Raw genomic sequence first — 21,181 nt, 5'->3', positions numbered from 1 at the left:
CCATCTTCAACCGCTACTCCTGACCGAGACCCGCATGTCAGCCGTCCGGCTGCGCGCCGGGCCCGGAACTCCTCACGGTGGGGGGATTTCAGCGGGGTGGGGCGGCGGTGGAGGCTCGCAGGTGCAAGGAGGGACTGATCACCACCCGGTGGGCGGGGCGATCAGGGTCGGTCAAGCGGTCGGCGACCAGGCGGACGGCGGCTCGGCCGATGGAGCGGCGCGGCGGGCGGACCGCGGTCAGCGCCGGGCTGAACAGGCCGGCCACCTCGTCGTCGTAGGCGACCACCGAGAGCTGGCCGGGGACTGCCAGGCGGCGTTCCTCGCAGCGCTGGACCAGGGCTATCGCCTCCGGGTCGGCGTGGACCAGCAAGGCCGTCGTGCCGGTGGCCAGGCAGCGGTCGAGGACCTCGTCCAGGGCGGCGGTCAGTGACGGGCTGGCCGCGTTCGGGATCTGGGCGTCGACGGTCGCGGTCACGTCCAGGCCGCACTCGGTGGTGGCCTCGAGCCAGCCGCGGCGGACGTGCGGGCGGGTCGGGCTGCCCACCGCCAGGACCACGCCGATCTTGCGGTGGCCCAGGCCGGCCAGGTGCCGGACGGCCATGGCGGCGCCCAGCGCGTGATCGGTGACCACCGACTCCAGGGCGTCGTGGAACGGGCCGGTCGCCGCGGTGCGTTCCAGCAGCACCACCGGCAGCCCGGTGCCGGCCAGCCAGTCGACGGTGCGGCCGGCGGTCGGCACGTCCATCCGGGGCGCGACGATCAGCGCGTCCACGCCCTGATCGACGAGCCGGGCCAGCTGCGGCCGATCATCTTCGGTCTCGTAGGACGAGCCGCGCAGCACGATCCGCATGTCCAGCTCGCGGGCCGCCTCCTCGGCGCCACGCGCCACCGCCGGGTAGTAGTAGTCCAGCGACGGCACCAGCATCCCGAGCGAGGTGACCTGCGGCTCGGACGCCGACGGCGGATCGTCCGCCGACGGCAGCGTCACCCCGCCGTGCACCCGCCGGACCAGGCCCTCCGCGGCCAGCTGGGCGATGTCCCGGCGGATCGTCACGGCCGCGGCACCGAGCGTCTCGGTCAGGTCGGAGATCCGTAGCACGCCGTCCCGCTGCAGCGCCTCGAGCAGCCGGGCCCGCCGGGTGTCCGGCAGGGGACCCCGTTTGTCCGATGTGTTCACCGCTGCTCCTTCACGGTCAGGTCGAGCGTACCGATCGGTCCGAGCCCGCTCACGTCGATCTCCAGCCGAGTCACATGATCGCCCCACACGCTGCTGAGCAGGGGGTCGTCCGGCTCGCGCACGGTTGTCGCGGACGGTACCGGTGGGCTCCAGGCCAGCCGCAGCACACCCGCGCCGTCCAGGGCGGTCACCTCGGCGTATCCGGCGCCGGTCCGGACCGCGCCGGCCAGGACCAGGTGGATCCGGGTCGGCGCGCGGCCCGCCGGCGCGAGCTCCCACTGATCTCTTACGGTCACCACGCCTGCGGCGCGATCAAGGCGGGCGATCCGGTGCCAGGTCCGCACGCCGGCCGCCGGATAGGCGTCCGCAAGATCCAAAAACATCTGTGTGTACGCGTCGGAGCTGCTCGTCGTCACACCCCGGGCGGCGTGCTCCCGGCCGGCGGCCTGCGCCACGCCCCGGATCTCCGGAACGTTGTGCCACGAGCTCTGCATCGCCCACACGTCATACCGCCCGGCCCCGAACGTCGCCGCCGTGTACGTCGGCCGCCCCGGATCGATCAGCACCGGCACCCCGTGCAGCGCCACCACGACGCTGCCCACGTCGTTGTGGTTGTGGTGCTCCCCGTTGTGCCCACCCTTGACGGCGAGGGTGAGCCCGGCCGAGCTGCCCGTCGCCATCCGCGCCACCAGCACCTCGGTCGACGGCCACCACACGTCCCGCGCCAGCCAGGGCTCCGCCGCAGCGGTCGGAGCGGCGGGGGCCGGCGCCGTGAGGGCGGGCGTTGCGGGGGCGGGCGTTGCGGGGGCGGGAGCCGGGGAGGTGGCGGCCGCCGCCCAGGACGGGTCGGTCAGGGCGGACAGCAACCGCCCGAGGCCGTCGCTCTCCTGCGCGACCGGTGAGCCTGGCCGCCGCTGGGCTGCCGCGTGGGCGAGCGCTGCCGGGTCGTCCACCCTCCGGGCCTCCCGATGCAGGGCACGCCACGGCTGCTCGCTCGACGGGCGGGCCGGGCTGTCCGCCAGGCTCAGGTACCACGGTCCGCCCAGGTGCATCCGGTGCGGGAAGGCGACCGTCTCGCGCAGCGACGCCGTGACCGGTGCGCCGCCCAGCGCCCCGCCCGAGGCGTAGTCGAGCAGGTCGAGCGCCTCGAGCAGCCGTCCCGCGCCGTTCCACCAGTACGCGTAGCCCTCGTCGATCGCGCCGTCGGGTGGGAGCGCCAGCACGTACCGATCCAGGCCTTCGATCGTCAGGCGCGTCAGCGCCGTCCGCGACGACGCGTCGGTGACCAGACCGAGGACCGCGACCAGCAGGTTTCCGTGGATCCACGGGTTCCAGTTGTGCACGTCGCCGTCGAGTCCCAGCCAGTGCCAGTCCCGGCGCTCGCGGAACGGGCGGAGCACCCGCCGCTCCACCTCGTAGCGGATCCGCGAACGCACCCCGGGCGCCCGCTCGTCGAGCTGCGCGCCCAGCAGATGGTCGATCCAGGCGAGCTGGGCGGCCACCTCGCCGGCCCCGAGATCGAGGTACGGCGTAGTCACCTCCGGCAGCACCGACCCGTGGCGCGTGAACGTGTCGTCGTGCGCGGGCCAGCACCAGGTGCTCTGCTCGCACCACAGCACGACGCCGTCGACCACCTCGTCCAGCCAGCGCGGTTCGAGGGTGACCGCGGCGAGCACCGCGGCGCGGCTGACCCGGTCCCGCCGGGCCCAGATCACCTGCTCGTACGTGTCCCGGTCGCCGTCCCGGAAGTACCTGGCGAAGCCGCTCGCGAGCGGCACCGGCCAGGGTGTCCCGAGCTCGGCGGCGGCGCGGTCGCGCAGCCCGCCGAGGGTGACCGGGTCGAGCGCGGCGGGATCCCAGGTGGCCCGGTCGGTGGCCGGTGGCACCGGCAGGCAGCGGCCGGGCGGCAGCAGGGCGGCGGGCCCGAGACCGGCCCAGGCCGCGGCGACCGGGCCGCCGGCCGCAGCCGGGCCGGCTGCCGGGAGCGGGCCGTTGCGGTGTTCCGAGGTGCTGCTCATGTCCCCCGTCCCGACCTGATCGATCGTGATCGTAACAGATCACTTCGGTGTTCATGGATGGCTGCCGGAGCGCCTCCGAAACCGCCACTCTGGACGGTTGTCGAGGGAAACTCCAGGTGGAGAACGCACGATCACTTCTGACTGCAACAGTCCGTTCAAGACATTGACATGCTCGATTGTGAGCGTTTAACGTCCTCGAAACCGAGCCGTCCGCTCCCGTTCGGAGAGTGCCGCGTGCCTGAGGACCTGAGAACACTGACCAGAACGGACCAGGACTGGTCCCGAGACGACTGGCTGAACCTGGCCGACCGGCTGCTCGCCGCCGCCCGCCGCCACGGGTCCCCGGGCCACGCCCGGATCGTCCCGCCCGGCGCCGAGGGCGGCTACGGCCGTGACGTCGACGGCCTCGAGGGTTTCGCCCGGACGTTCCTGACCGCCGGGTTCCGGATCGCCGGAGCGCGCGGCGCCGGTCTCGACGAGCTGATCGACTGGTACGCCACCGGCCTGGCCGCCGGCGTCGACCCGGCCTCGCCGGAGCGCTGGGTCCGGCTCACCGAGCACGGCCAGGCCAAGGTCGAGGCGGCCAGCATCGCCCTGATCCTGGACATGACCCGGCCCTGGCTGTGGGACCGGCTCGGCGAGCGGGTGCAGGAGCAGGTCGTCGACTATCTCGCGCCGGCCGTCGGCGACGACACGTACCCGCAGATCAACTGGGTCTGGTTCCGGCTGGTCGTGCAGACGTTCCTGCGGTCGGTCGGCGGGCCGTGGTCGGCCGGCGAGGTCGAGGCCGACCTGGCCACGCACGACTCGTTCCGGCGGGCCGGCGGGTGGCTGTCCGACGGGTCGCGGCGGGCGTACGACCACTACACCGGCTGGGCGCTGCACCTCTATCCGACCCTCTGGGCGCGGATGGCCGGCGCCGAGGATCTCGCCGCGCCGCGCCGGCAGCGCTACACCGACGACCTCGACCGGTATCTGCAGGACGCACTGGCGCTGGTCGGCGGGGACGGGTCGCCGCTGCTGCAGGGGCGCAGCCTGATCTACCGGTTCGCGGCGGCCGCCCCGTTCTGGGCCGGCGCGATCGCCGGGGTGCCGTCGGCGCCGCCCGGCCAGCTCCGGCACGCCGCGACGCGGATCGTGCAGCACTTCGCCGAGCGCGGGGCGCCGGACGCCGACGGACTGCTGAGCCTGGGCTGGCACGGGCCGTGGCGGCGGCTGGCGCAGTCGTACTCCGGGCCCGGGTCGCCGTACTGGGCCAGCAAGGGGCTGCTCGGGATCGCGCTGCCGGCCGACCATCCGGTGTGGACCGCGCCGGGGGAGCCGCTGCCGATCGAGCGCGGGGACGTGTCGCGGGCGGTCACCGCACCCGGGTGGCTGATCAGCGGGACCGGGGCCGACGGCATCGTGCGGGTCGTCAACCACGGGACAGACCATGCGTACGAGGGGCAGCCGGGCGCGGACTCCCCGCTCTACGCCCGGCTCGGCTATTCCACGGCGACCGCGCCGGTGCTCGACGAGTCGGGCTGGATCGCGCCGGTGGACCAGTCGGTCACCCTGATCGACCGGGCCGGGAACACCACGCACCGGGCCGGCATGCGCACTCTGGTCGTACAGGAAGGGTTGGCTGGTTCGCGCGGTCCGGTGCACTGGATCCGTGCCGATGACAGCGGCCCGGACCACGGATCCGGACGGTCCGGAACGGCCGAGCGGGCCGCGACCCTCACGGTCTTCTCGCTGGTCCGCGGCCCGTTCGAGCTACGCCTCGCGCGGGTCGACGACCTCGCCGGCGACCCGGACACGCTCCGCCTGCGCGTCGGTGGCTGGCCGGTCGCGGGCCGCGGCGAAGCAGCGGTCATCGCCGCCACCGTGACCGCCACCGGCAACGGCCTGACCTCCTACTTAGCCGCAATCCCGCCCCTCGGAAGTAAACCCGGCTTCGGCACTGGCCGCGAACCTGGCCGCAGGTCCGGCCCGGAAGCCGGAAGTGAACCGGGATTCGGCCATGGCCGCGAACCTGGCCGTAGGCCCGGCCCGGAAGCCGGAAGTGAACCGGGATTCGGCGGCGGGAGCGAAGCGGGATTCACCGTGCACGACGACGCCGGGCCGCTCGGCGGGCCGGTGCGGGTGCCGTGGGCCGACCATCCGGTGCGCGCCGGGGTCTGGACCGCCACCCTCCTCGCGCTCACCGCCGCACCGGTGGTGGGACCGCACTGCCGGGCCGGCCTCGGCCCCGGCGAGAACGTGACAGTGACCTGGCCGGACGGTGTCACCACCCGGCATCACCTCGACCTGAAGGAGAAGGGATGAACCGCTCGATAACCGCCGTCCTCGGTGCCGCCACGGTGCTCTCACTCGCGCTCACCGGGTGCTCGTCCGGCGACGACGGCGCCGGCGCGGACGGCAAGACCACACTCACCCTGGCCGGCTGGAGTCTGGCGACCACACCCGAGTTCAAGCTGCTCGCCGACGGGTTCCACCAGAAGAACCCGGACGTCACGGTCGAACTCAAGGAGTACGACCCGAAGAACTACGACACCCAGATGATCGCCGACCTGGCCGCCGGCAAGGCGCCGGACATCTACGTGCAGAAGACCTTGAAGAACTTCTACACGTACCAGAGCGGCAAGCAACTGCTCGACGTGTCGGACGTGGCCGCCGGTCTGAAGTCGGCGAACGGGCTGTCGTCCTACCAGGTCGACGGCAAGACTTTTGCGGTGCCCTACCGGGGTGATTCCTGGGTCATCTACTACAACAAGGCGCTCTTCGACCAGGCGAAGGTGAAGTACCCCGACGGGTCGTGGACCTGGGACGACTACGCGGCGGCCGGCAAGCAGCTGACCACCGGGCTGAAGACGGCCGGCTCCAAGGCGCTCGGCATCTACGAGCACGTCTGGCAGTCCACGCTGCAGGGCTTCGCGCTGGCACAGACGCCCGGCGCCGACCTGGCGAGCGGCAACTTCGGGTACCTCAAGCCGTATTACACCCGCGCCCTGGACCTGCAGAAGGCCGGCGCGCAGGTCGGGCTCGGCGACGCGACCACCAACAACCTGACCTACCAGGCGCAGTTCGGCAAGCAGCAGGCGGCCATGATGACCATGGGCACCTGGTACATCGCGACCCTGCTCAGCCAGCAGAAGAGCGGCGACGCCGACACGTTCGAGTGGGGCATCGCGCCGGCGCCGCAGGCGGACAAGTCGACCACCGGCACCGCGGCCACCCCGGTCACGTTCGCCGACCCGACCGGTCTCGGGATCAACCCCAAGATCGACAAGGGGGAGATCGACGCGGCCAAGGCATTCCTTTCGTACGCCGCGGGCCCGGACGCCGCGAAGGCGCTCGCCGCGATCGGGATCACCCCGGCCAACACCGACGCGGCCGCCGACACGATCTTCGCGGTCAAGGGTGTGCCCACCGACGCCGTCGCCAAGTTCGCCTTCACCAAGCACGACACCAAGCCGGAGAACCCGGTCGGGAAGTACACCGCGCCGCTGCAGAACATCCTCAACGACCTGCACACCGCGGTGCTCTCCGGGAGCAAGGACATCGACGCCGCGATCGCCGAGGCGCAGGACCGGGCCAAGAACGAGGTCCTGAACAAGTGACCGTGCGGGCCCGGCGCTCCGTCCGCGCCGGGCCCGCCGCACCTCCAGGAGTAACCATGACCACGATTCCGGCCGCCCGCCGGCGCAGGAACACGCTGCTGGGGTGGAGCTTCCTGCTGCCCAACTTCATCGGTTTCGCGCTGCTCACCATGGTTCCGGTGGTGCTGCTCTTCTACTACGCGTTCACCAGCTGGGACATGTTCGGCGGGTCCGAGTGGACCGGGCTGGACAACTTCCAGCAGATGGTGCGGGACGCCAGTTTCCGGACCGCGCTGGGCAACACCCTCTACTACACGGTCTTCCACATCCCGCTGACCCTGCTGGCGGCGCTCGGGCTGGCGCTGCTGCTGAACAAGCGGCTGCGCGGGGTGGCGTTCTTCCGTACGGTCGCGTTCTTCCCCTACATCACCTCGATCGTGGCCGTCGCCCAGGTCTGGAACATGCTGTTCAGCCCCGGGTACGGCCCGATCAACGCGGTGCTGCGCGCGGTCGGCGTGGACAACCCGCCGGGCTGGACCACCTCGGCGGACTGGTCGATGCCCGCGGTGATCGTGGTCGGCACGTGGCGGGAGATGGGCTACTTCATGCTGATCTTCCTGGCCGGCCTGCAGACCGTGCCCGGCGAGCTCTACGAGGCGGCCCGGGTCGACGGCGCGAACGCGTGGCAGCGGCTGCGCGCGGTCACCCTGCCCTGCCTGCGGCCCACCACGTTCTTCGTGATCGTGATGCTGACCATCAACAGCTTCAAGGTTTTCGACCTGATCCTGGTGATGACGAACGGCGGGCCCGGCCAGTCCACCCTGGTGCTGGCCCAGTACATCTACCGCAAGGGCTTCGAGGAGAACCAGTTCGGCTACGCCTCGGCGGTGTCGGTGGTGCTCTTCGGTATCTGTTTCCTGGTCACCGTCGTGCAGTTCCTGGTGAACCGGCGAAGGGAGGCGTGATGAGCACGCTGCTGAACCCCGCTCCCGTCCTGCTCCCGCCGGCGGCGCCCCGGCCGGCCCGGCGTGGGGCCCGGGCCGGTCGGATCCTCGGCTACCTGGCGCTGATCGTCGCGTCGGCGGCCGTGCTGCTGCCGTTCTACTGGATGGTCGTCTCGTCGCTGAAGACGAACAACGAGGTCTTCACGCTGCCGGTGACGTGGTTGCCGTCGAGCGCCGAATGGCACAACTACGTGGACATCTGGACCCGCTCGGACATGACCACCTGGCTCGGCAACACCGTGCTGCTCTCGGTGGTGGTCACCCTGTTGCAGGTGCTCACCGGCAGCTTCGCCGCGTACGGCTTCGCCAAGATCCGGTTCCCCGGGCGGGACGTGCTGTTCCTGGCGTACGTGGGGACGCTCGCGGTGCCGTGGCAGTCGTACATGATCCCGCAGTTCGTGCTGCTCTCGAAGTGGCACCTGTCGGACACCCTGTGGTCGATCATCGCGATCCAGGCGTTCGGCGCGCTCGGGGTCTTCCTGATGAAGCAGTTCTACGAGTCGGTCCCGGACGAGCTGGTCGACGCGGCCCGGATCGACGGCATGAGCGAGTACGGCATCTACCGCCGGATCATGCTCCCGCTCTCCACCCCGGCGCTGGCCAGCCTGGCGCTGCTCACCCTGGTGAACACGTGGAACGACTTCCTCGGCCCGCTGCTCTACCTGCGCAGCAACGACCTCTGGACGATCCAGCTCGGCCTGCGCACGTTCATCAGCCAGTACAGCGCCGAGTACGCCCTGATCATGACCGGGTCGGTGCTCTCGGTGCTGCCGATCGCGGTGATCTTCCTGGTCGGCCAGCGGTACTTCGTCGAGGGCATCGCGACCACGGGGTTGAAGGGATGAGCCGGCTGGACCGTCTCGGCGCCGTCTTCGACCTGGCCTACCTGGCGCTGGCCACCAACCTGCTGCTCGCCGTCTCGGCCCTGCCGGTGCTCGCGGCGATGTTCGGTCCCGGCCTCCTGGCGATCCTGGCCGCCCCGCTCGTCGCACCCGGGCTCTGCGCCGCGTTCGCGGTCTTCGCCGCCCACCCCGGCCCGGTGGTCCGCACGTTCGGCCGGGCCTGGCTCGCGTCGTTCCGGCGGGCGACCCAGCTCGGCGCGCTGGCCACCGCCGCGGTGGTGGTGCTCGCGGTGGACATCCGGGCGGCCTGGGGACACCCGGCCGGCGCGGCGGTGATCCCGGTGCTCGTGGTGCTGATCGTGCTGGTGGTGGCGACCACCCTGCTGGGCCTGGCCGCGCTGGCCGACCACCCGGCCGCCCGGCTGCGCGACGTGCTGCGGGCGAGTCTGTTCCTGGGCGTCCGCCGCTGGTACCTGACGCTGCCGTCGCTCGGGGTGCTCGCCCTGTTCGAGGCCCTGTTCGCGGCGAAGCCGGTGCTTGCGCTGAGCCTCGCGGCGACCCCGCTGCTCTACGCGGTCTGGGCGAACTGCCGCTTCACCCTCACCGGCTGGTCCTCGGGGGTGCCTCGCACCCCCGGAGGCACCCCCGGAAGCCAGCCGGCATCCCGGCACCGGCTGGCCCTCAGGGGTGCCTCGGACCCTTCGAGACACCCCTGACGACCAGCCGGCATCCCGGCACCGGCTGGTGCTCGGGGGTGTCTCACACACCTCGAGGCACCCCTGAGGGCCAGCTGACATCTTGACCGAGAGGACCTCATGACGGCGATCGACGTGACCGCCGCCGCGGTGACCGCGGCACTGTCCATCATCGACGCGAACCTGGCCGAGTTCGGCGACCGGTATCCCGGCGACACCACCGTGCACGACCGGTACCGGCTGCGCCCCGCGAACGAGGGCTGGACCACCAGCTTCTGGCCCGGTCAGCTCTGGCTGGCCTACGACCTGACCGGGGACGACGGGTATCTGGCGGCGGCGAGCGGGCACGTCGGCAGCTTCGCCGCGCGGATCGACGACCGGGCCGATGTGGACACCCACGACCTCGGTTTCCTCTACACGCTGTCGTGTGTGACGGCGTACCGTCGTACCGGAAATCCGGAAGCGAAGCGCGCCGCGCTGGCGGCGGCCGACCACCTGATGTCTCGCGTCCTGGAGCCGGCCGGGATCATCCAGGCCTGGGGTGACCTGCGCGATCCGGCGCAGCGCGGCCGGACCATCATCGACAGCCTGATGAACACGCCGCTGCTGTTCTGGGCCACACAAGTTACCGGCGATTCGCGCTACGCGTCGGTGGCCGCACGGCACGCGACGCAGCTCAGAGACCACATTCTGCGGCCGGACGGAAGCACGTATCACACGTTCTACTGGGATCCGGCGACCGGCGAACCGCTGCGCGGCGAGACCGAGCAGGGCCACGCCGACGACTCGTGCTGGGCGCGCGGGCAGGCCTGGGGCGTCTACGGCTTCGTGCTGAACCACCGGCACACCGGCGACCCGTCGTTCCTGGCCGCGGCCCGGCGTTGCGCGGACTACCTGCTGGCACACCTGCCGGCCGACGGCGTCCCGTTCTGGGACCTGGCGCTGACCGGTGTCGAACGGGACTCGTCCGCGGCCGCCATCGCGGTCTGCGGCCTGCTCGAACTCGGCGAACCGGCGCTCGCCGAGCGCATCCTCGGCTCGCTGATCGGCGGTTATGCGAGCGCCGGCAGCGCGCTGCTGCGGCACGGCGTCTACGACAAGCCCAAGGGCGTCGGCGTCGACGAGGGCACTCTCTGGGGCGACTACTTCTACCTGGAAGCCCTCACCCGCGTCACCCGTCCCGACTGGATCCACCCCTGGTAAGGAGCATCCGATGGACTACAAGTACCACTGCTACATCCCGGCGTCGCCGGGGCGCAACGAGCTGCCCTTCAACCCGTGCAAGCTGCTCGACTTCACCCTGCTCAAGCTGAACGCGGGGGAGTCCTGGTCGGGGGAGTCCGGCGACCGGGAGATCCTCGCGGTGATCCTCAGCGGCACGGCCACGTTCACCGTCGGGGCGGCGAAGTTCCCCGAGGTGGGCGGGCGGGCGAACGTGTTCTCCGGCAAACCGCACTCGGTCTACATCCCGGCCGGTGTCGCGGTGACCGTCGAGGCGCTCGGTCCGGTGGAGATCGCCCTGCCCAGCGCGCCGTCCGACCTGGCCGCCGAGCCGTACGTGATCGGGCCGGAGCGGGTCGCGGCCGGGCGCTGGGGCGCGGCGAACTTCGGGCGCACGTACCACCAGATCCTGACCGAGATCGCCCAGCCGGACCTGCCCGCGCGGCGGCTGATCGTCGGGGAGACGTTCACGCCGAGCGGGAACTGGAGCACCTACCCGCCGCACCGTCACAAGGTCGACAACCTGCCGGCCGAGGCGGCGCACGAGGAGATGTACTACTTCAAGGTGCAGCCCAGCGACGGTTTCGGGATCTGCCGGATGTACACCGACGAGGGGTACGAGGAGAACTTCACGGTCCGCGACCACGGCGTGCACATGATGCCGGAGGGTTACCACACCGTGGTCAGCGCGCCCGGCTACGTCACTTACTACCTGTGGTTCCTGGCCGGCACGCAGCGGACCCAGGGCGCGCTGGAGGACGTGGACCTGACGTGGGTCGGCAAGGCGGTGCCGATGCTGCGCGACCTGGGCCACTGATGATCCTGGACGCGTTCCGCCTGGACGGGCGGGTCGCGCTGGTCACCGGCGGGAACCGGGGACTGGGCCGGGCGTTCGCGGTGGCGCTCGCCGAGGCCGGCGCGGACGTCGCGGTGCTGTCCCGCTCCGCGCCGGAGGAGACCCTCGCGCTGATCGAACGGGCCGGGCGGACGTCGCTGTGGGTGCCGGCCGACCTCGCGGCGTTCGACGCGACCGCGGTGGTCGAGCAGGTGACCGGCGCGCTGGGCCGCTGCGACGTCCTGGTCAACAACGCCGGTCTGATCCGGCGCGCGGACGCCGCCGACGTCACCGACCAGGACTGGGCCGAGGTGCTCCGGGTCGACCTGGACGCGGTCTTCCAGCTGTGCCGGGCGGCCGGCCGGGTGATGCTCGCCCAGGGCCGCGGCTCGATCATCAACGTGGCGTCGCTGCTGTCGTTCCAGGGCGGGATCCGGGTACCGGCCTACGCGGCGGCCAAGCACGGCGTGGTCGGGCTGACGAAGGCCCTGGCCAACGAGTGGGCGCCGGCCGGGGTCAACGTCAACGCGATCGCGCCCGGGTACATCGCCACCGACAACACCGCGGCGCTGCGCGCCGATCCGGACCGCAGCGCCGCGATCCTGGACCGGATTCCGGCGGGCCGCTGGGGCGAACCAGAAGATCTCATCGGTACGGCGGTGTGGCTCGCCTCGGACGCCGCCCGCTACGTGCACGGCGCGGTGATCCCGGTGGACGGCGGCTGGCTGGCTCGCTAGGAGCGGCGCTCCGTGGTCACCAGGATCTCGGTCTCGCCGGGGGCGGCCGGCTCCCGGCGGGACCGGTCCACCTCGGTGAACCCGGCCTTCGCGGCGACCGCGGCGGACGCCTTGTTGGCCTCGTCGAACCGGACGACGACCCGCTCGACGCCGTCCAGGGTGAGCGCCACTCGGGTCAGCACGGTGACCGCCGCGGTCATGTGGCCGCGCCCGGCGAACGGCGTGCGGATCCAGTAGCCGATCTCCAGGGTGCCCGGGCCCAGCCGGGTCATCAGGCCGATCGAGCCGATCAGCTCGCCGATCGTGGTGAAGACCGCGTAGTTGAACTCGGTGCCGGCGTCCCAGCTGTCCACCGACATCTCGATGAAGGCGCGGCTCTGGTCCAGGCCGTAGCCGTCGACGGCCCAGGGCAGGAAGGGCTGGAACTCGGGGAGGGACTCGCCGACCGCGTCGGCCAGCTCGACGGCCCAGGCCGGCTCCCAGCGCTTGAGCACGAGTTCCCCGGCGTTGATCATTTCTGGCACGTCCATGGCGGCCAGCCTGCCCGCCGCCCCGGCCGGAGGCAACCCGATTCAGGCCGCGGTGTGCTGGCGGTGGCCGGGCTTGCCGGCGTACATCGCGGTGTCGGCCTGGGCGATCAGGCCGGCCCGGTCCAGACCGCTGCCGGCGGCGGCCTGGGCCGCACCGATCGTGACGCCCACCGTGACCGGGACACCGCCGGGCAGCGTGATCGGGGCGAGCACCGAGCTCCGGATCAGGTCCTGCAGGCCGGCGATGTCGCTCTCGGTGCCCGACCGGCACAGCACCAGGAACTCGTCGCCGCCCAGCCGGCCGACCTCGCCGTCCGGGCCGACCAGCGCGGTCAGCCGGGCCGCGACGGTCCGCAGCACCTCGTCACCGGCGGCGTGCCCGTGCCGGTCGTTGATCGGTTTGAAGCCGTCCAGGTCGCAGAGCAGCAGGGTGACCGCCTGCCGCCGGTCCAGCGCGCGATCGATGTCGGCCATGATCTGCCGCCGGTTGACCAGGCCGGTCAGCTCGTCGTGCGAGGCCTGGAACGCCAGCACCTGCTCGGCCTTGTCGCGCTGCCCGGAGAGCTGCTTGAACCGCACCAGCACCAACGGGATCACCAGCAGCATGCTGATCGGCAGCAGCGGGTCGGCGGCGCCGATGCCGCGCAGCGCCTGCACTGCCGCGATCGCCGGGTTCACGCTCAGCGCCAGCCCGAGCCAGCCCAGCCGGAACCGGCTCGCCCGGCGCTCGACGACCGCCTGCGGCTCGACCACCTTGGGCGCACCCGGGTGTACCGCGCCGGCCGCCATGGTCATGAAGGCGAGCATCATCAGCAGCCCGGACCAGGTGCCGCGGTGCGGCACGCCGAGCGCGCCGGCGGCCGGGGCGCCCGCGGTCAGCAGCACCGTGACCAGAAGATAGTGGATGGTGCCGCGGGCCGGTCCGGTGGCCGCGGCGGCCATCCGGAGCAGGCAGCCGGTCACCGCGCAGAGCGCCAGCACGTCGATCAGCACCTGGGTCATGCCCAGCGGGGTGGCGTCGGCCGCCATGTGCGGCTGGAACACCCCGGCCCAGAGCACCCCGCCGGCACACACCCCGAACATCGCGCCGTCGACGATCCCGCTGGCGTCCGCGCTCATCCGGGCCCGGACCGCCATCCCCGCGCCGACCATGAACAACCCGTGCGCGGCGGCGAGCAACAGGTCGGCGGGCCGGCCCTCGGCCCGGCCGAGGTGGCCGTCGATGATCCAGTACGGCCAGATCAGGTGGTCGGCGAGCAGCAGCACCAGCCCGGCGATCGCGACCAGCCAGGGCAGCCGGTGCTTCAGGTGCCCGGCGAGCAGCGCCTGGACGAACAGCAGGATCGAGGCGATCACGACGACCGTGTAGATCGTCGCGCGGCCGCCCGAGCCGGCCGGCAGGTACGCGACGACGGCGCCGAGGGCGCAGACCAGGAGGCCGGCGTGCACGATCCACGCCGGCGCGGTGGCTCGGGGCCAGCGCATCTGTTCTCCCTCTGTCGGCTCGGCTCGCACCCATCGGCCGTGCCGGAGCCGACCTGAGGAAGCGGTGCTCCGGCGGCCGCCCGGTTCTGATCATGCCGGTCGGTCCGTCGTTCCGTGGGCCGCCGGGGATGTCGTTCTTCATCGGATGAGCCGGATGGAGCCGGATGGAGCCGGACGTGGCCAGGCGTCCGGATCACGACCGTCGGCCGGTCCGCCGCCGGACGAAAAGATGATATGCCCGACTTCTCCGTATACGTAACTTAGTTCTGGTAAGCCGACCCCCCGGTGAAGGAGGTGCTTCTGATGCGTGGTCGTAGCTGGGGCTGAACAGTCGTGAAAGTGAACAGTGATGCGGCTGGGGAAAGGCGGTGCCCACATGCGTGGACGTAGCTGGGGCTGACAAGGCCGCGGAACTGAGTTGACCGTCGGCGACGGCGGTCGTCCCATCTGGACCTGGGACGACCGCCGTCGACTCATGTACAAGGACGATTCGTGCCCGAACAGCAGGCCGGCTATCGCGAGATCTTCGCGGTCCGCGAGTACCGCCACCTCTTCGCCGCCAACCTGCTGTCGCTGATCGGCGACCAGCTCACCGCGGTCGCTCTGTCCTTCCTGGTCTACCAGCGGTCCGGCTCGTCGCTGCTGGCCGCGCTGACGTTCGCCGGCTCGTACCTGACCTGGGTGGTCGGCGGCCCGCTGCTCTCGGTGCTCGCCGACCGGCTGCCGCGCCGCCGGGTGCTGCTCACGTGCGACCTGATCCGGGCCGGGCTGGTCCTGGTCATGCTGATCCCCGGGACGCCGGTGCCGCTGCTGGTCGCGCTCGCGTTCGTGGCGAACCTGTGCCGGCCGCCGTTCCAGTCCGCGCGCGCCTCGCTGCTGCCGGACGTGCTCGACGGCGACCGCTACCCGGTCGCGAACGGGCTGGACAACATCGTCGCCGAGGTCACCCAGGTGGCCGGGTTCGCGCTGGGCGGGCTGCTGATCACCGCCGGGTCGGCGCAGACCGTGCTGGTCGTGGACGCCACCACCTTTCTGCTCTCGGCCGTGCTGATCGCCACCGGTCTGCGGCGCTGCGCGGCCGCGACCCAGGCCGCCGCGGAACCGTCCGGTTCCTGGTGGTCCGAGACGACCGCCGGCGTACGGGTGGTCTTCACGAACCGCACCCTGCGTTCGTACCTGCTGCTCTTCTGGCTGTCCTGCCTGGTCTACGCGACCGAGGGAGTGGTGGCCCCGCTGGCCGGCGAGTACGGCGGCGGCGCACGCACCGTCGGCCTGCTGCTGGCGATGATGCCGGCCGGTGTCGCGGTCGGCGGGGTGCTGCTCACCCGGTTCTGCTCGCCGGAGCTGCGGCGCCGGTCGATGCTGCCGCTCGCCGTGCTGTCCTGCGCGGTGCTGCTGCCGGTCGCCGGGCACCCGCCGTTGCCGGTGGTGCTGGCCCTGCTGTTCGTCAGCGGGCTGGCCGGCGCGTTCAGCATTCCGCTGAACGCTGTCTTCGGCCGCGCGGTCCCGGCGGCGTACCGGGCGCGCGCGTTCGGTGTGGCGATGTCCGGCCTGTGCGCGGTGCAGGGCCTGGCGATGCTCGGCGCGGGAGCGGCCGCCGAGGCGGTCCGCCCGACGCTGGTGGTCGGCGGCGTCGCCCTGCTGGCGACGCTCGCCGTCCTCACGGTCGTGGCCACCTGGCCGTCCCCGGATCGCGCGCCGGTCAGCGAACCGGTCCGCGAACCCGTCGGGGTCTGACGGACGGCGTCAGCCGAAGGTGGTGGCCTTCTTCGGGCAGCCGTTCTCGTCCTTCCACTTCCTCACCGCGGCGACCGGCGACTTGTCCTTGCCGGCCTTCCAGGCGTCCAGGTACGGCCACGGGAAGACGGTGCCGCGCTGGTTCCACCAGTCGCCGACCTTCGCGCACGGCGGGGAGATGCCGAAGTGCAGGTGGCAGGCGCTCGCGTCACCGGTGTCACCGATCTCGCCGATCTTCTGACCGACGGTGACCCGGGCGCCGACCTGCACGCCCGCGGCGATCTTCGACAGGTGCGAGCCGTAGTAGCGCACCCCGTCGTCACCGAGCATCGAGACGGACAGGCCACCCCGGGTCTCACCGGCGTTGACCGACGCCTTCCAGGTGTCCTTCCGGTTGACCACCAGGATGGTGCCGTCGGTGACGGCGCGGACCTTGTTGCCACAGTCCGTGATGATGTCGCTGGCCGCGTAGTCGTGGTGCGTCCGCGCGTACGAGTTGGTGCCGACGACCGGGAACACGTACTCGAAAGCGGTCTTCGCCGGGATCGGGGTCGCCGAGGTCGCGGCCGGAGCGCTGGGGCTCGCGGCGGTCGCGCTCGGAGCGGCGGTGACCTCGGCCGGCGGGGCGACCGGGACCGACGCGGCCGACGACGCGGCAGAGCCCTCACCGACGAAGTACGGCTCGTCGCTCGTGCCACCGCAGGCGGCCAACGCCAGCGCGGATGTCATGGTCACGATCCCGACCACGAACTTGCGCATCGTGCGGTCCCCTCCTCGCCGATCGGCTCCGCGGCTGCGGCGCCGAACGCCCACTCTAGGGAACCCGGCCCCGGACGGCGAGCCGGCGCCCGGCGGAGACGCGGCTATCGTGACGGGCGTGAACGTGCGCGTGATGGTCGTCGATGACCACCCGATGTGGCGGGACGGGGTGGCGCGGGACCTCACCGAGGCCGGTTATCTGGTCACCGCGGCGGTCGGCGAGGGCCGGCAGGCGTTGCGGGTGGCCGCCGCGGCCCGCCCCGAGGTGGTCGTGCTCGACCTGCAGCTGCCCGACCTGTCCGGGGTCGAGGTGGTCCGCGGGCTGCGCGCCACCCAGCCGGACGTCCGGATCCTGATGCTGTCGGCCAGCGGCGAGCACCGCGACGTGCTGGACGCGGTCAAGGCCGGCGCCACCGGGTACCTGCTGAAGTCCGCCGGGCGGCAGGAGTTCCTGGACGCGGTGCGCAGCACGGCCGACGGCGACCCGGTCTTCACCGCGGGGCTGGCCGGCCTGGTGCTCGGCGAGTACCGGCGCCCCGGCGGTCCCCGGCTCACCGAGCGGGAGACCGAGGTGCTGCGGCTGGTGGCGAAGGGGCTGTCGTACAAGCAGATCGCCGAGCGGCTGGTGCTGTCGCACCGGACCGTGCAGAACCACGTGCAGAACACGCTCGGCAAGCTGCAGATGCACAACCGGGCCGAGCTGGTCCGCTACGCCATCGAGCAGGGCCTGGACGGCTCCGCCTAGAGCGGCGTCTCGAGCAGCAGCACCCGGTCGTCGCGGACCACCAGCACCCGGCCGTCCTCGCTGACCGCCAGCATCTCCTTGCGGCCCTCGCCGGCGTACGTGTCCAGCGGCACGCTCGTGCACGCCGAGCCGGCGCAGCGCCACACCGTCTCCCGGCGGTACCGCTGCGGTTCGGCGCTGCCGACGGTGATCCGGAAACCGGCGGCGGGTGTGGCCGCCACGGCCGCCGCCACGTAGGTGGCCCGCCGGGCGAGCACCACCGCGCCCGACTCGCCGGTGCCGAAGTCGCCCAGCTGCCAGGTCCGGTCGCCGTCGAAGACCAGGTCGCCGGAGAGGGCGGCGGCGCGGTCGCCGGACGACGTCCAGGTGGTCACGGCCTCGCCGGCCGGCTGGAAGTCCTGGCCGCACCGGGACCGGTCGCAGGTGTAGCGCAGGATGCTGTGGCCGAGCCAGAACGCGGCGGCCGGCCGGCCCTCCGCGCCGATCGTCAGCCGGGCGCGCCGGCCGTCCGGGTAGTCGTCCGACGGGGTGCGGTCGGTGACGCCGAGCTCGTGGCGTTCCGGCGAGGCGCAGGCGACCTCGGCGCAGCGGATCAGGGTGAGCCGGTAGCGGCCGTAGGCGCCGCCGCTGACCGGCGCGGCGACGAAGAACCAGAGGGCGCCGTCCGGCGCCGATGCCCCGGCCACCTCCAGGTTGAGGCTCATGTCCAGCTTGTCGGTGGCCGAGGTCCGCACCGGAAGGTACGCGGTACGACACCCGTCCGGCCCGCACCGCGCGTAGTCGAGGAACGGCCCGCCGGCGCCCTCGCCCCCGCTCGTCGACGTCTTGACCACCGTTCCGTCCGCGCCGATCGTGGTCGTGGTCCAGCTGTCCACCGCGGCCGGCCCGCCGGTCACCCCGTGGTACTTGGTGCACCGGTCGTCGTCGCAGTACCGCACCCCGGCCAGGGTGACGATCACCGGGTGCTGCCCGGCCGGCCAGCCCACCGCCGCGACCGTGCTGTCGGTCCCCGGACCGGTCCGGATCACCGGCGCCTGGTACGGGTTCTGGGTCACCGCGCCGACGGTCAGCGCGGCGGTCAGCACGGCCGCGGTGGCGAACGGCCACACCCGGGCCGGTCGTTCCGGCGCGGCCGGCTCCACGTGCCGCCGGGTGGCCGCACCGGCCTGCACGGCGATCACCGCGGCCAGCAGCAGCGCGTCCAGCGGCCGGTCGGCGTACGGCACCGGGCCGGCCTGGCCCCGGAGCCAGCCGAGCAGCATCGGCAGCAGCACCGCGGCCAGCAGGAACGTGCCGGTCTCGGCGCGGCCCGGCACCCGCCGCGGCTCGCCGACCGCCCAGCCGATCCCGATCAGCAGCACCCGCGCCGTCAGGAAGGCCGCCGCCACCAGCACCGCGAGGGCCACCAGCACGAACACCGGGCCGGTGCTGACCTCGGCGACCGTCCACAGTGCCAGCCCGGCGGCGCCGGCGGTCGCCACCGCGCCGAGCGCGAAGACCGGCAGCCGCCGCATCCCGTGCCAGATCGCCTCGGCCGGGCTGGCCGAGCCGTCCCGGGCCACCACCCAGGCCGCCGCGACCAGCCCGATCAGCCAGAACACCACGGTCACCGCGGGACGCGCCCAGGAGGCCGCGCCGGCGCCGCTCACCTGCGGGTTCCCGTCCAGGATCACCAGCACGTCGCCGTCCGCGAAGAGATCGAGCAACGTCGAGACGAGCAGGTGTCCGGCCACGACCAGCAGCAGCACGCCGGTCAGTGGCCGCCGGGCCGCCCAGGCCACCCGGTAGGAAGAGGAAAGCACCTGGTCAGCCTAGAGATGATGTCAAATACCCCGGGGTACCCAGAACTCCACTTCGGTGCCCTGGCCGGGGCTGCTCTCGATGCTCATGGTGCCTTTCAGATCGGTGATCCGGCCGCGCATCGACTGGGCGACGCCGAGCCGTCCGTGCCGCTGCGCCTCGTCCAGCCGGCCGGGCGCGAACCCGGTGCCGTCGTCGCGGACGGTCACCCGTACCCCGTCGCCCTCGTCCTCCAGCAGGATCCAGACCCGGGCGCCGTCACCGGCGTGCCGGCGTACGTTGTCCAGCGCCGCCCGCACCGCCGCGACCAGCTCGCGGGCCTTGACCTCGGCGAGTGGCACCTCCTGCGCCGGCGCGGCGACTTCGATCCCCGGCGCGGCCAGCCCGGTCAGCGCGGCCCGCAGGTCGGTCCCGCCGCTGCCCCGGGCGGGCGGGACCAGCGTGCCTCCGCCGGCCAGGAGTTTGCGCAGCGCGGCCTCCTGCTCACCGGCCAGCCCGGCGAGCGCGGCCAGCTGCGTGCCGGACGCGCCGGCCTCCGCGCCCTGCCGCTGGACCATGGCCAGCACCTGGAGCACCCCGTCGTGGATCGGGCGGGCCAGCCGGTCGCGTTCGGCGGTGGCCGCCTCCTGCCGGATCTGCTCGGCCCGCTGGCGTTGCGCCCAGCGCTCGGTCAGGTAGTGCGCGACGCCCAGCCCGGCGACCGCGGCCCCGGCCACCAGCAGCAGCAGGCCGGACGTGGTGAGATGCGAGTTCGACGACGTCCCGCCGTCGGTCTCCAGGTACGTGGCCTGCAGGGTCTGCGTGCCGCCGGTCGCGATCACCGCGGCCAGCGGGCCGAGCGCCGCCGGGATCGCGCCGGTGCGGTTCAGCGGCGGCGCGGCCGCACCGGCCACCGCGGTGCCGGCCGCGACGACCAGGACCATCATCAGCAGCCCCGGCACCACCCGGTGCTGCTCGGCGATGCGTTCCGGGCTGCCGGTGGTGGCGGCGTACGCGATGAACACCGAGGTGGCCGCCGCCACGGCGAGCGATCCGGCCATCGCCACCCGCCACCGGCTGAGCACCGCGAGGACGCCGAGCACCAGCCCGGCGAGCGCGCCCAGCCAGCGCGCCGGCCCGGCGAAGGCGAGCGCCCCGGTCGCCAGCGACAGCGGTACGGCGACCGCGACCTGCGCCACGGCGGCGGTCAGCGCGCCGCCCAGCGACCACAGCCCGCCCAGCGCGGCGAGCCCGGTCGCCACCACCAGGGTGACCGCGCCGATCATCGCGACCTGGGCGTACGGGTGCCGCTGCAGGGTGAACGCGTCGACACCCATCAGCGCCGCGACGTCCGACGTGTCGAGCTGCGAGAGCGGGACGGCGAGCGCCACGGCGAGCGTGCCGGCCAGCGGCAGCCGCCATCGCTGCCACCGGGCGGCCGGCGCGGGTTCCCGATCCGCCGGCCCGTCCGCGGCCGGGTCGCCGCGCCGCAGCGTCCACAGTGCCGCGCCGGCGCCGGCCAGGCCCACGACGACCATGGCGTGCATCGCGGCCAGGTAGCCCGAGCCGGGCTGGTAGTACACCGCGAGGAGCCCGCCGATCGTCGAGCCGAACAGGCGCGCGCCGAGGGCCAGCCCGGCGGTCGCCGCGCCGAGTCCGGGCGCGCCGCGGCGCAGCAGGCTCTGCGCGCAGCCGAGCACGCCGACCAGGATCGTCGCTTGCGGGACGGTGGTCAGGCAGAGCCGGACGAGGTACCCGGTGACGTCCGGCGCCACCAGCACCCAGCCGGCCGCCAGCCCGCCGGCCACGATCAGGTACGGCCACCAGCGCACCAGCACCAGCGACAGCGCGATCACCGCGATCGGCGCCACGGCCAGCGACCACTCGGTGCCCTGGTAGACCTGACCCCGCCCGATGTTGGTGGCGAACAGCGGGAGGCCGCCGCTCGCCGAGGTCGGCAGGGTGGCGAGCAGCAGGACGCCGCTGAGGCCGGCCAGCGTCACCGGCCATCGACCGGTCGACCACGTATTCATGGC

At 72.8% G+C, this 21,181-nt stretch carries 17 protein-coding genes; 10 read left to right on the top strand and 7 right to left on the bottom strand.

Annotated elements, in window-relative coordinates; all coding sequences use genetic code 11:
- Window positions 1-88: 88 nt before the first annotated feature.
- Both Apa02nite_RS10810 and Apa02nite_RS10805 read right to left on the bottom strand, forming a co-directional pair.
- The gene (locus Apa02nite_RS10810; RefSeq protein ID WP_239164239.1) at window positions 89-1,177 is read right to left on the bottom strand and encodes a substrate-binding domain-containing protein; all 1,089 of its coding nucleotides are present in this window, start codon (window positions 1,175-1,177) and stop codon (window positions 89-91) included.
- A complete protein-coding gene (locus Apa02nite_RS10805) occupies window positions 1,174-3,195 on the bottom strand; it encodes a heparinase II/III domain-containing protein (protein WP_203824919.1) in 2,022 nt (673 codons plus the stop codon). The genes Apa02nite_RS10810 and Apa02nite_RS10805 overlap by 4 nt, the downstream gene beginning before the upstream one ends.
- A 234-nt stretch (window positions 3,196-3,429) precedes the next feature.
- Between Apa02nite_RS10805 and Apa02nite_RS10800 the strand changes: the two genes are divergently transcribed.
- From Apa02nite_RS10800 to kduD, 8 genes are all read left to right on the top strand, one after another.
- Entirely contained in the window at window positions 3,430-5,502 is a 2,073-nt protein-coding gene (locus tag Apa02nite_RS10800; protein ID WP_239164238.1) for a DUF2264 domain-containing protein, read from the top strand.
- The gene (locus Apa02nite_RS10795; protein WP_067699787.1) at window positions 5,499-6,797 is read left to right on the top strand and encodes an ABC transporter substrate-binding protein; all 1,299 of its coding nucleotides are present in this window, start codon (window positions 5,499-5,501) and stop codon (window positions 6,795-6,797) included. The genes Apa02nite_RS10800 and Apa02nite_RS10795 overlap by 4 nt, the downstream gene beginning before the upstream one ends.
- A gap of 56 nt (window positions 6,798-6,853) precedes the next feature.
- Entirely contained in the window at window positions 6,854-7,741 is an 888-nt protein-coding gene (locus Apa02nite_RS10790; protein ID WP_067699782.1) for a carbohydrate ABC transporter permease, read from the top strand.
- Window positions 7,741-8,625 carry a carbohydrate ABC transporter permease gene (locus Apa02nite_RS10785; protein ID WP_203824917.1) on the top strand — a complete coding sequence of 295 codons (885 nt, stop codon included), beginning with the start codon at window positions 7,741-7,743 and terminating at the stop codon, window positions 8,623-8,625. The genes Apa02nite_RS10790 and Apa02nite_RS10785 overlap by 1 nt, the downstream gene beginning before the upstream one ends.
- Window positions 8,622-9,338 carry a YesL family protein gene (locus Apa02nite_RS10780; protein WP_203824916.1) on the top strand — a complete coding sequence of 239 codons (717 nt, stop codon included), beginning with the start codon at window positions 8,622-8,624 and terminating at the stop codon, window positions 9,336-9,338. Before Apa02nite_RS10785 ends, Apa02nite_RS10780 begins: the two co-directional genes overlap by 4 nt.
- 99 nt (window positions 9,339-9,437) lie before the next feature.
- On the top strand, window positions 9,438-10,520 hold the full coding sequence (locus Apa02nite_RS10775) for a glycoside hydrolase family 88 protein (protein WP_203824915.1): 1,083 nt from the start codon (window positions 9,438-9,440) through the stop codon (window positions 10,518-10,520).
- Window positions 10,521-10,530: 10 nt separating this feature from the next.
- Complete coding sequence (gene iolB, locus Apa02nite_RS10770) at window positions 10,531-11,355, top strand: 5-deoxy-glucuronate isomerase (RefSeq protein WP_203824914.1); 825 nt, start codon at window positions 10,531-10,533, stop codon at window positions 11,353-11,355.
- Window positions 11,355-12,110: a 2-dehydro-3-deoxy-D-gluconate 5-dehydrogenase KduD gene (kduD, locus tag Apa02nite_RS10765; RefSeq protein WP_203824913.1), complete on the top strand. Its 756-nt coding sequence runs from the start codon at window positions 11,355-11,357 to the stop codon at window positions 12,108-12,110. Before iolB ends, kduD begins: the two co-directional genes overlap by 1 nt.
- Here the strand turns inward: kduD and Apa02nite_RS10760 are convergent.
- Together Apa02nite_RS10760 and Apa02nite_RS10755 are read right to left on the bottom strand one after the other, a co-directional pair.
- A complete protein-coding gene (locus tag Apa02nite_RS10760) occupies window positions 12,107-12,640 on the bottom strand; it encodes a GNAT family N-acetyltransferase (protein WP_203824912.1) in 534 nt (177 codons plus the stop codon). The two genes, kduD and Apa02nite_RS10760, sit on opposite strands and share 4 nt — an antisense overlap.
- Before the next feature lie 42 nt (window positions 12,641-12,682).
- Window positions 12,683-14,125, bottom strand: coding sequence for a GGDEF domain-containing protein (locus Apa02nite_RS10755; protein WP_203824911.1), 1,443 nt, complete (start codon window positions 14,123-14,125; stop codon window positions 12,683-12,685).
- Window positions 14,126-14,617: 492 nt separating this feature from the next.
- On the opposite strand from Apa02nite_RS10755, the gene Apa02nite_RS10750 reads away from it, so the two are divergent.
- The gene (locus tag Apa02nite_RS10750) at window positions 14,618-15,862 is read left to right on the top strand and encodes an MFS transporter (protein WP_203824910.1); all 1,245 of its coding nucleotides are present in this window, start codon (window positions 14,618-14,620) and stop codon (window positions 15,860-15,862) included.
- A gap of 9 nt (window positions 15,863-15,871) precedes the next feature.
- Here Apa02nite_RS10750 and Apa02nite_RS10745 read toward each other — a convergent pair whose 3' ends face one another.
- A complete protein-coding gene (locus Apa02nite_RS10745; protein WP_067699768.1) occupies window positions 15,872-16,621 on the bottom strand; it encodes a M23 family metallopeptidase in 750 nt (249 codons plus the stop codon).
- A gap of 133 nt (window positions 16,622-16,754) precedes the next feature.
- On the opposite strand from Apa02nite_RS10745, the gene Apa02nite_RS10740 reads away from it, so the two are divergent.
- Window positions 16,755-17,366, top strand: coding sequence for a response regulator (locus Apa02nite_RS10740; protein ID WP_198171138.1), 612 nt, complete (start codon window positions 16,755-16,757; stop codon window positions 17,364-17,366).
- Here Apa02nite_RS10740 and Apa02nite_RS10735 read toward each other — a convergent pair.
- Both Apa02nite_RS10735 and Apa02nite_RS10730 read right to left on the bottom strand, forming a co-directional pair.
- Window positions 17,363-19,168 carry a hypothetical protein gene (locus Apa02nite_RS10735; RefSeq protein WP_203824909.1) on the bottom strand — a complete coding sequence of 602 codons (1,806 nt, stop codon included), beginning with the start codon at window positions 19,166-19,168 and terminating at the stop codon, window positions 17,363-17,365. The genes Apa02nite_RS10740 and Apa02nite_RS10735 overlap by 4 nt on opposite strands.
- Window positions 19,169-19,189: 21 nt before the next feature.
- A complete protein-coding gene (locus Apa02nite_RS10730) occupies window positions 19,190-21,178 on the bottom strand; it encodes a sensor histidine kinase (protein ID WP_203824908.1) in 1,989 nt (662 codons plus the stop codon).
- Window positions 21,179-21,181 lie beyond the last annotated feature (3 nt).

The organism is Actinoplanes palleronii, assembly GCF_016862315.1.
In the GTDB taxonomy this organism is placed as follows: domain Bacteria; phylum Actinomycetota; class Actinomycetes; order Mycobacteriales; family Micromonosporaceae; genus Actinoplanes; species Actinoplanes palleronii.
This window is presented reverse-complemented; position numbering and strand designations above follow the sequence as displayed.

What these genes read in the sequence shown, in the direction of transcription:
- Apa02nite_RS10805 (WP_203824919.1), bottom strand. Translation starts at nt 3,195, where the DNA reads ATGAGCAGCACCTCGGAACACCGCAACGGCCCGCTCCCGGCAGCCGGC.
- Apa02nite_RS10795 (WP_067699787.1), top strand. Translation starts at nt 5,499, where the DNA reads ATGAACCGCTCGATAACCGCCGTCCTCGGTGCCGCCACGGTGCTCTCA.
- Apa02nite_RS10790 (WP_067699782.1), top strand. Translation starts at nt 6,854, where the DNA reads ATGACCACGATTCCGGCCGCCCGCCGGCGCAGGAACACGCTGCTGGGG.
- Apa02nite_RS10785 (WP_203824917.1), top strand. Translation starts at nt 7,741, where the DNA reads ATGAGCACGCTGCTGAACCCCGCTCCCGTCCTGCTCCCGCCGGCGGCG.
- Apa02nite_RS10780 (WP_203824916.1), top strand. Translation starts at nt 8,622, where the DNA reads ATGAGCCGGCTGGACCGTCTCGGCGCCGTCTTCGACCTGGCCTACCTG.
- Apa02nite_RS10775 (WP_203824915.1), top strand. Translation starts at nt 9,438, where the DNA reads ATGACGGCGATCGACGTGACCGCCGCCGCGGTGACCGCGGCACTGTCC.
- iolB (WP_203824914.1), top strand. Translation starts at nt 10,531, where the DNA reads ATGGACTACAAGTACCACTGCTACATCCCGGCGTCGCCGGGGCGCAAC.
- kduD (WP_203824913.1), top strand. Translation starts at nt 11,355, where the DNA reads ATGATCCTGGACGCGTTCCGCCTGGACGGGCGGGTCGCGCTGGTCACC.
- Apa02nite_RS10760 (WP_203824912.1), bottom strand. Translation starts at nt 12,640, where the DNA reads ATGGACGTGCCAGAAATGATCAACGCCGGGGAACTCGTGCTCAAGCGC.
- Apa02nite_RS10755 (WP_203824911.1), bottom strand. Translation starts at nt 14,125, where the DNA reads ATGCGCTGGCCCCGAGCCACCGCGCCGGCGTGGATCGTGCACGCCGGC.
- Apa02nite_RS10745 (WP_067699768.1), bottom strand. Translation starts at nt 16,621, where the DNA reads ATGCGCAAGTTCGTGGTCGGGATCGTGACCATGACATCCGCGCTGGCG.
- Apa02nite_RS10740 (WP_198171138.1), top strand. Translation starts at nt 16,755, where the DNA reads ATGGTCGTCGATGACCACCCGATGTGGCGGGACGGGGTGGCGCGGGAC.
- Apa02nite_RS10730 (WP_203824908.1), bottom strand. Translation starts at nt 21,178, where the DNA reads ATGAATACGTGGTCGACCGGTCGATGGCCGGTGACGCTGGCCGGCCTC.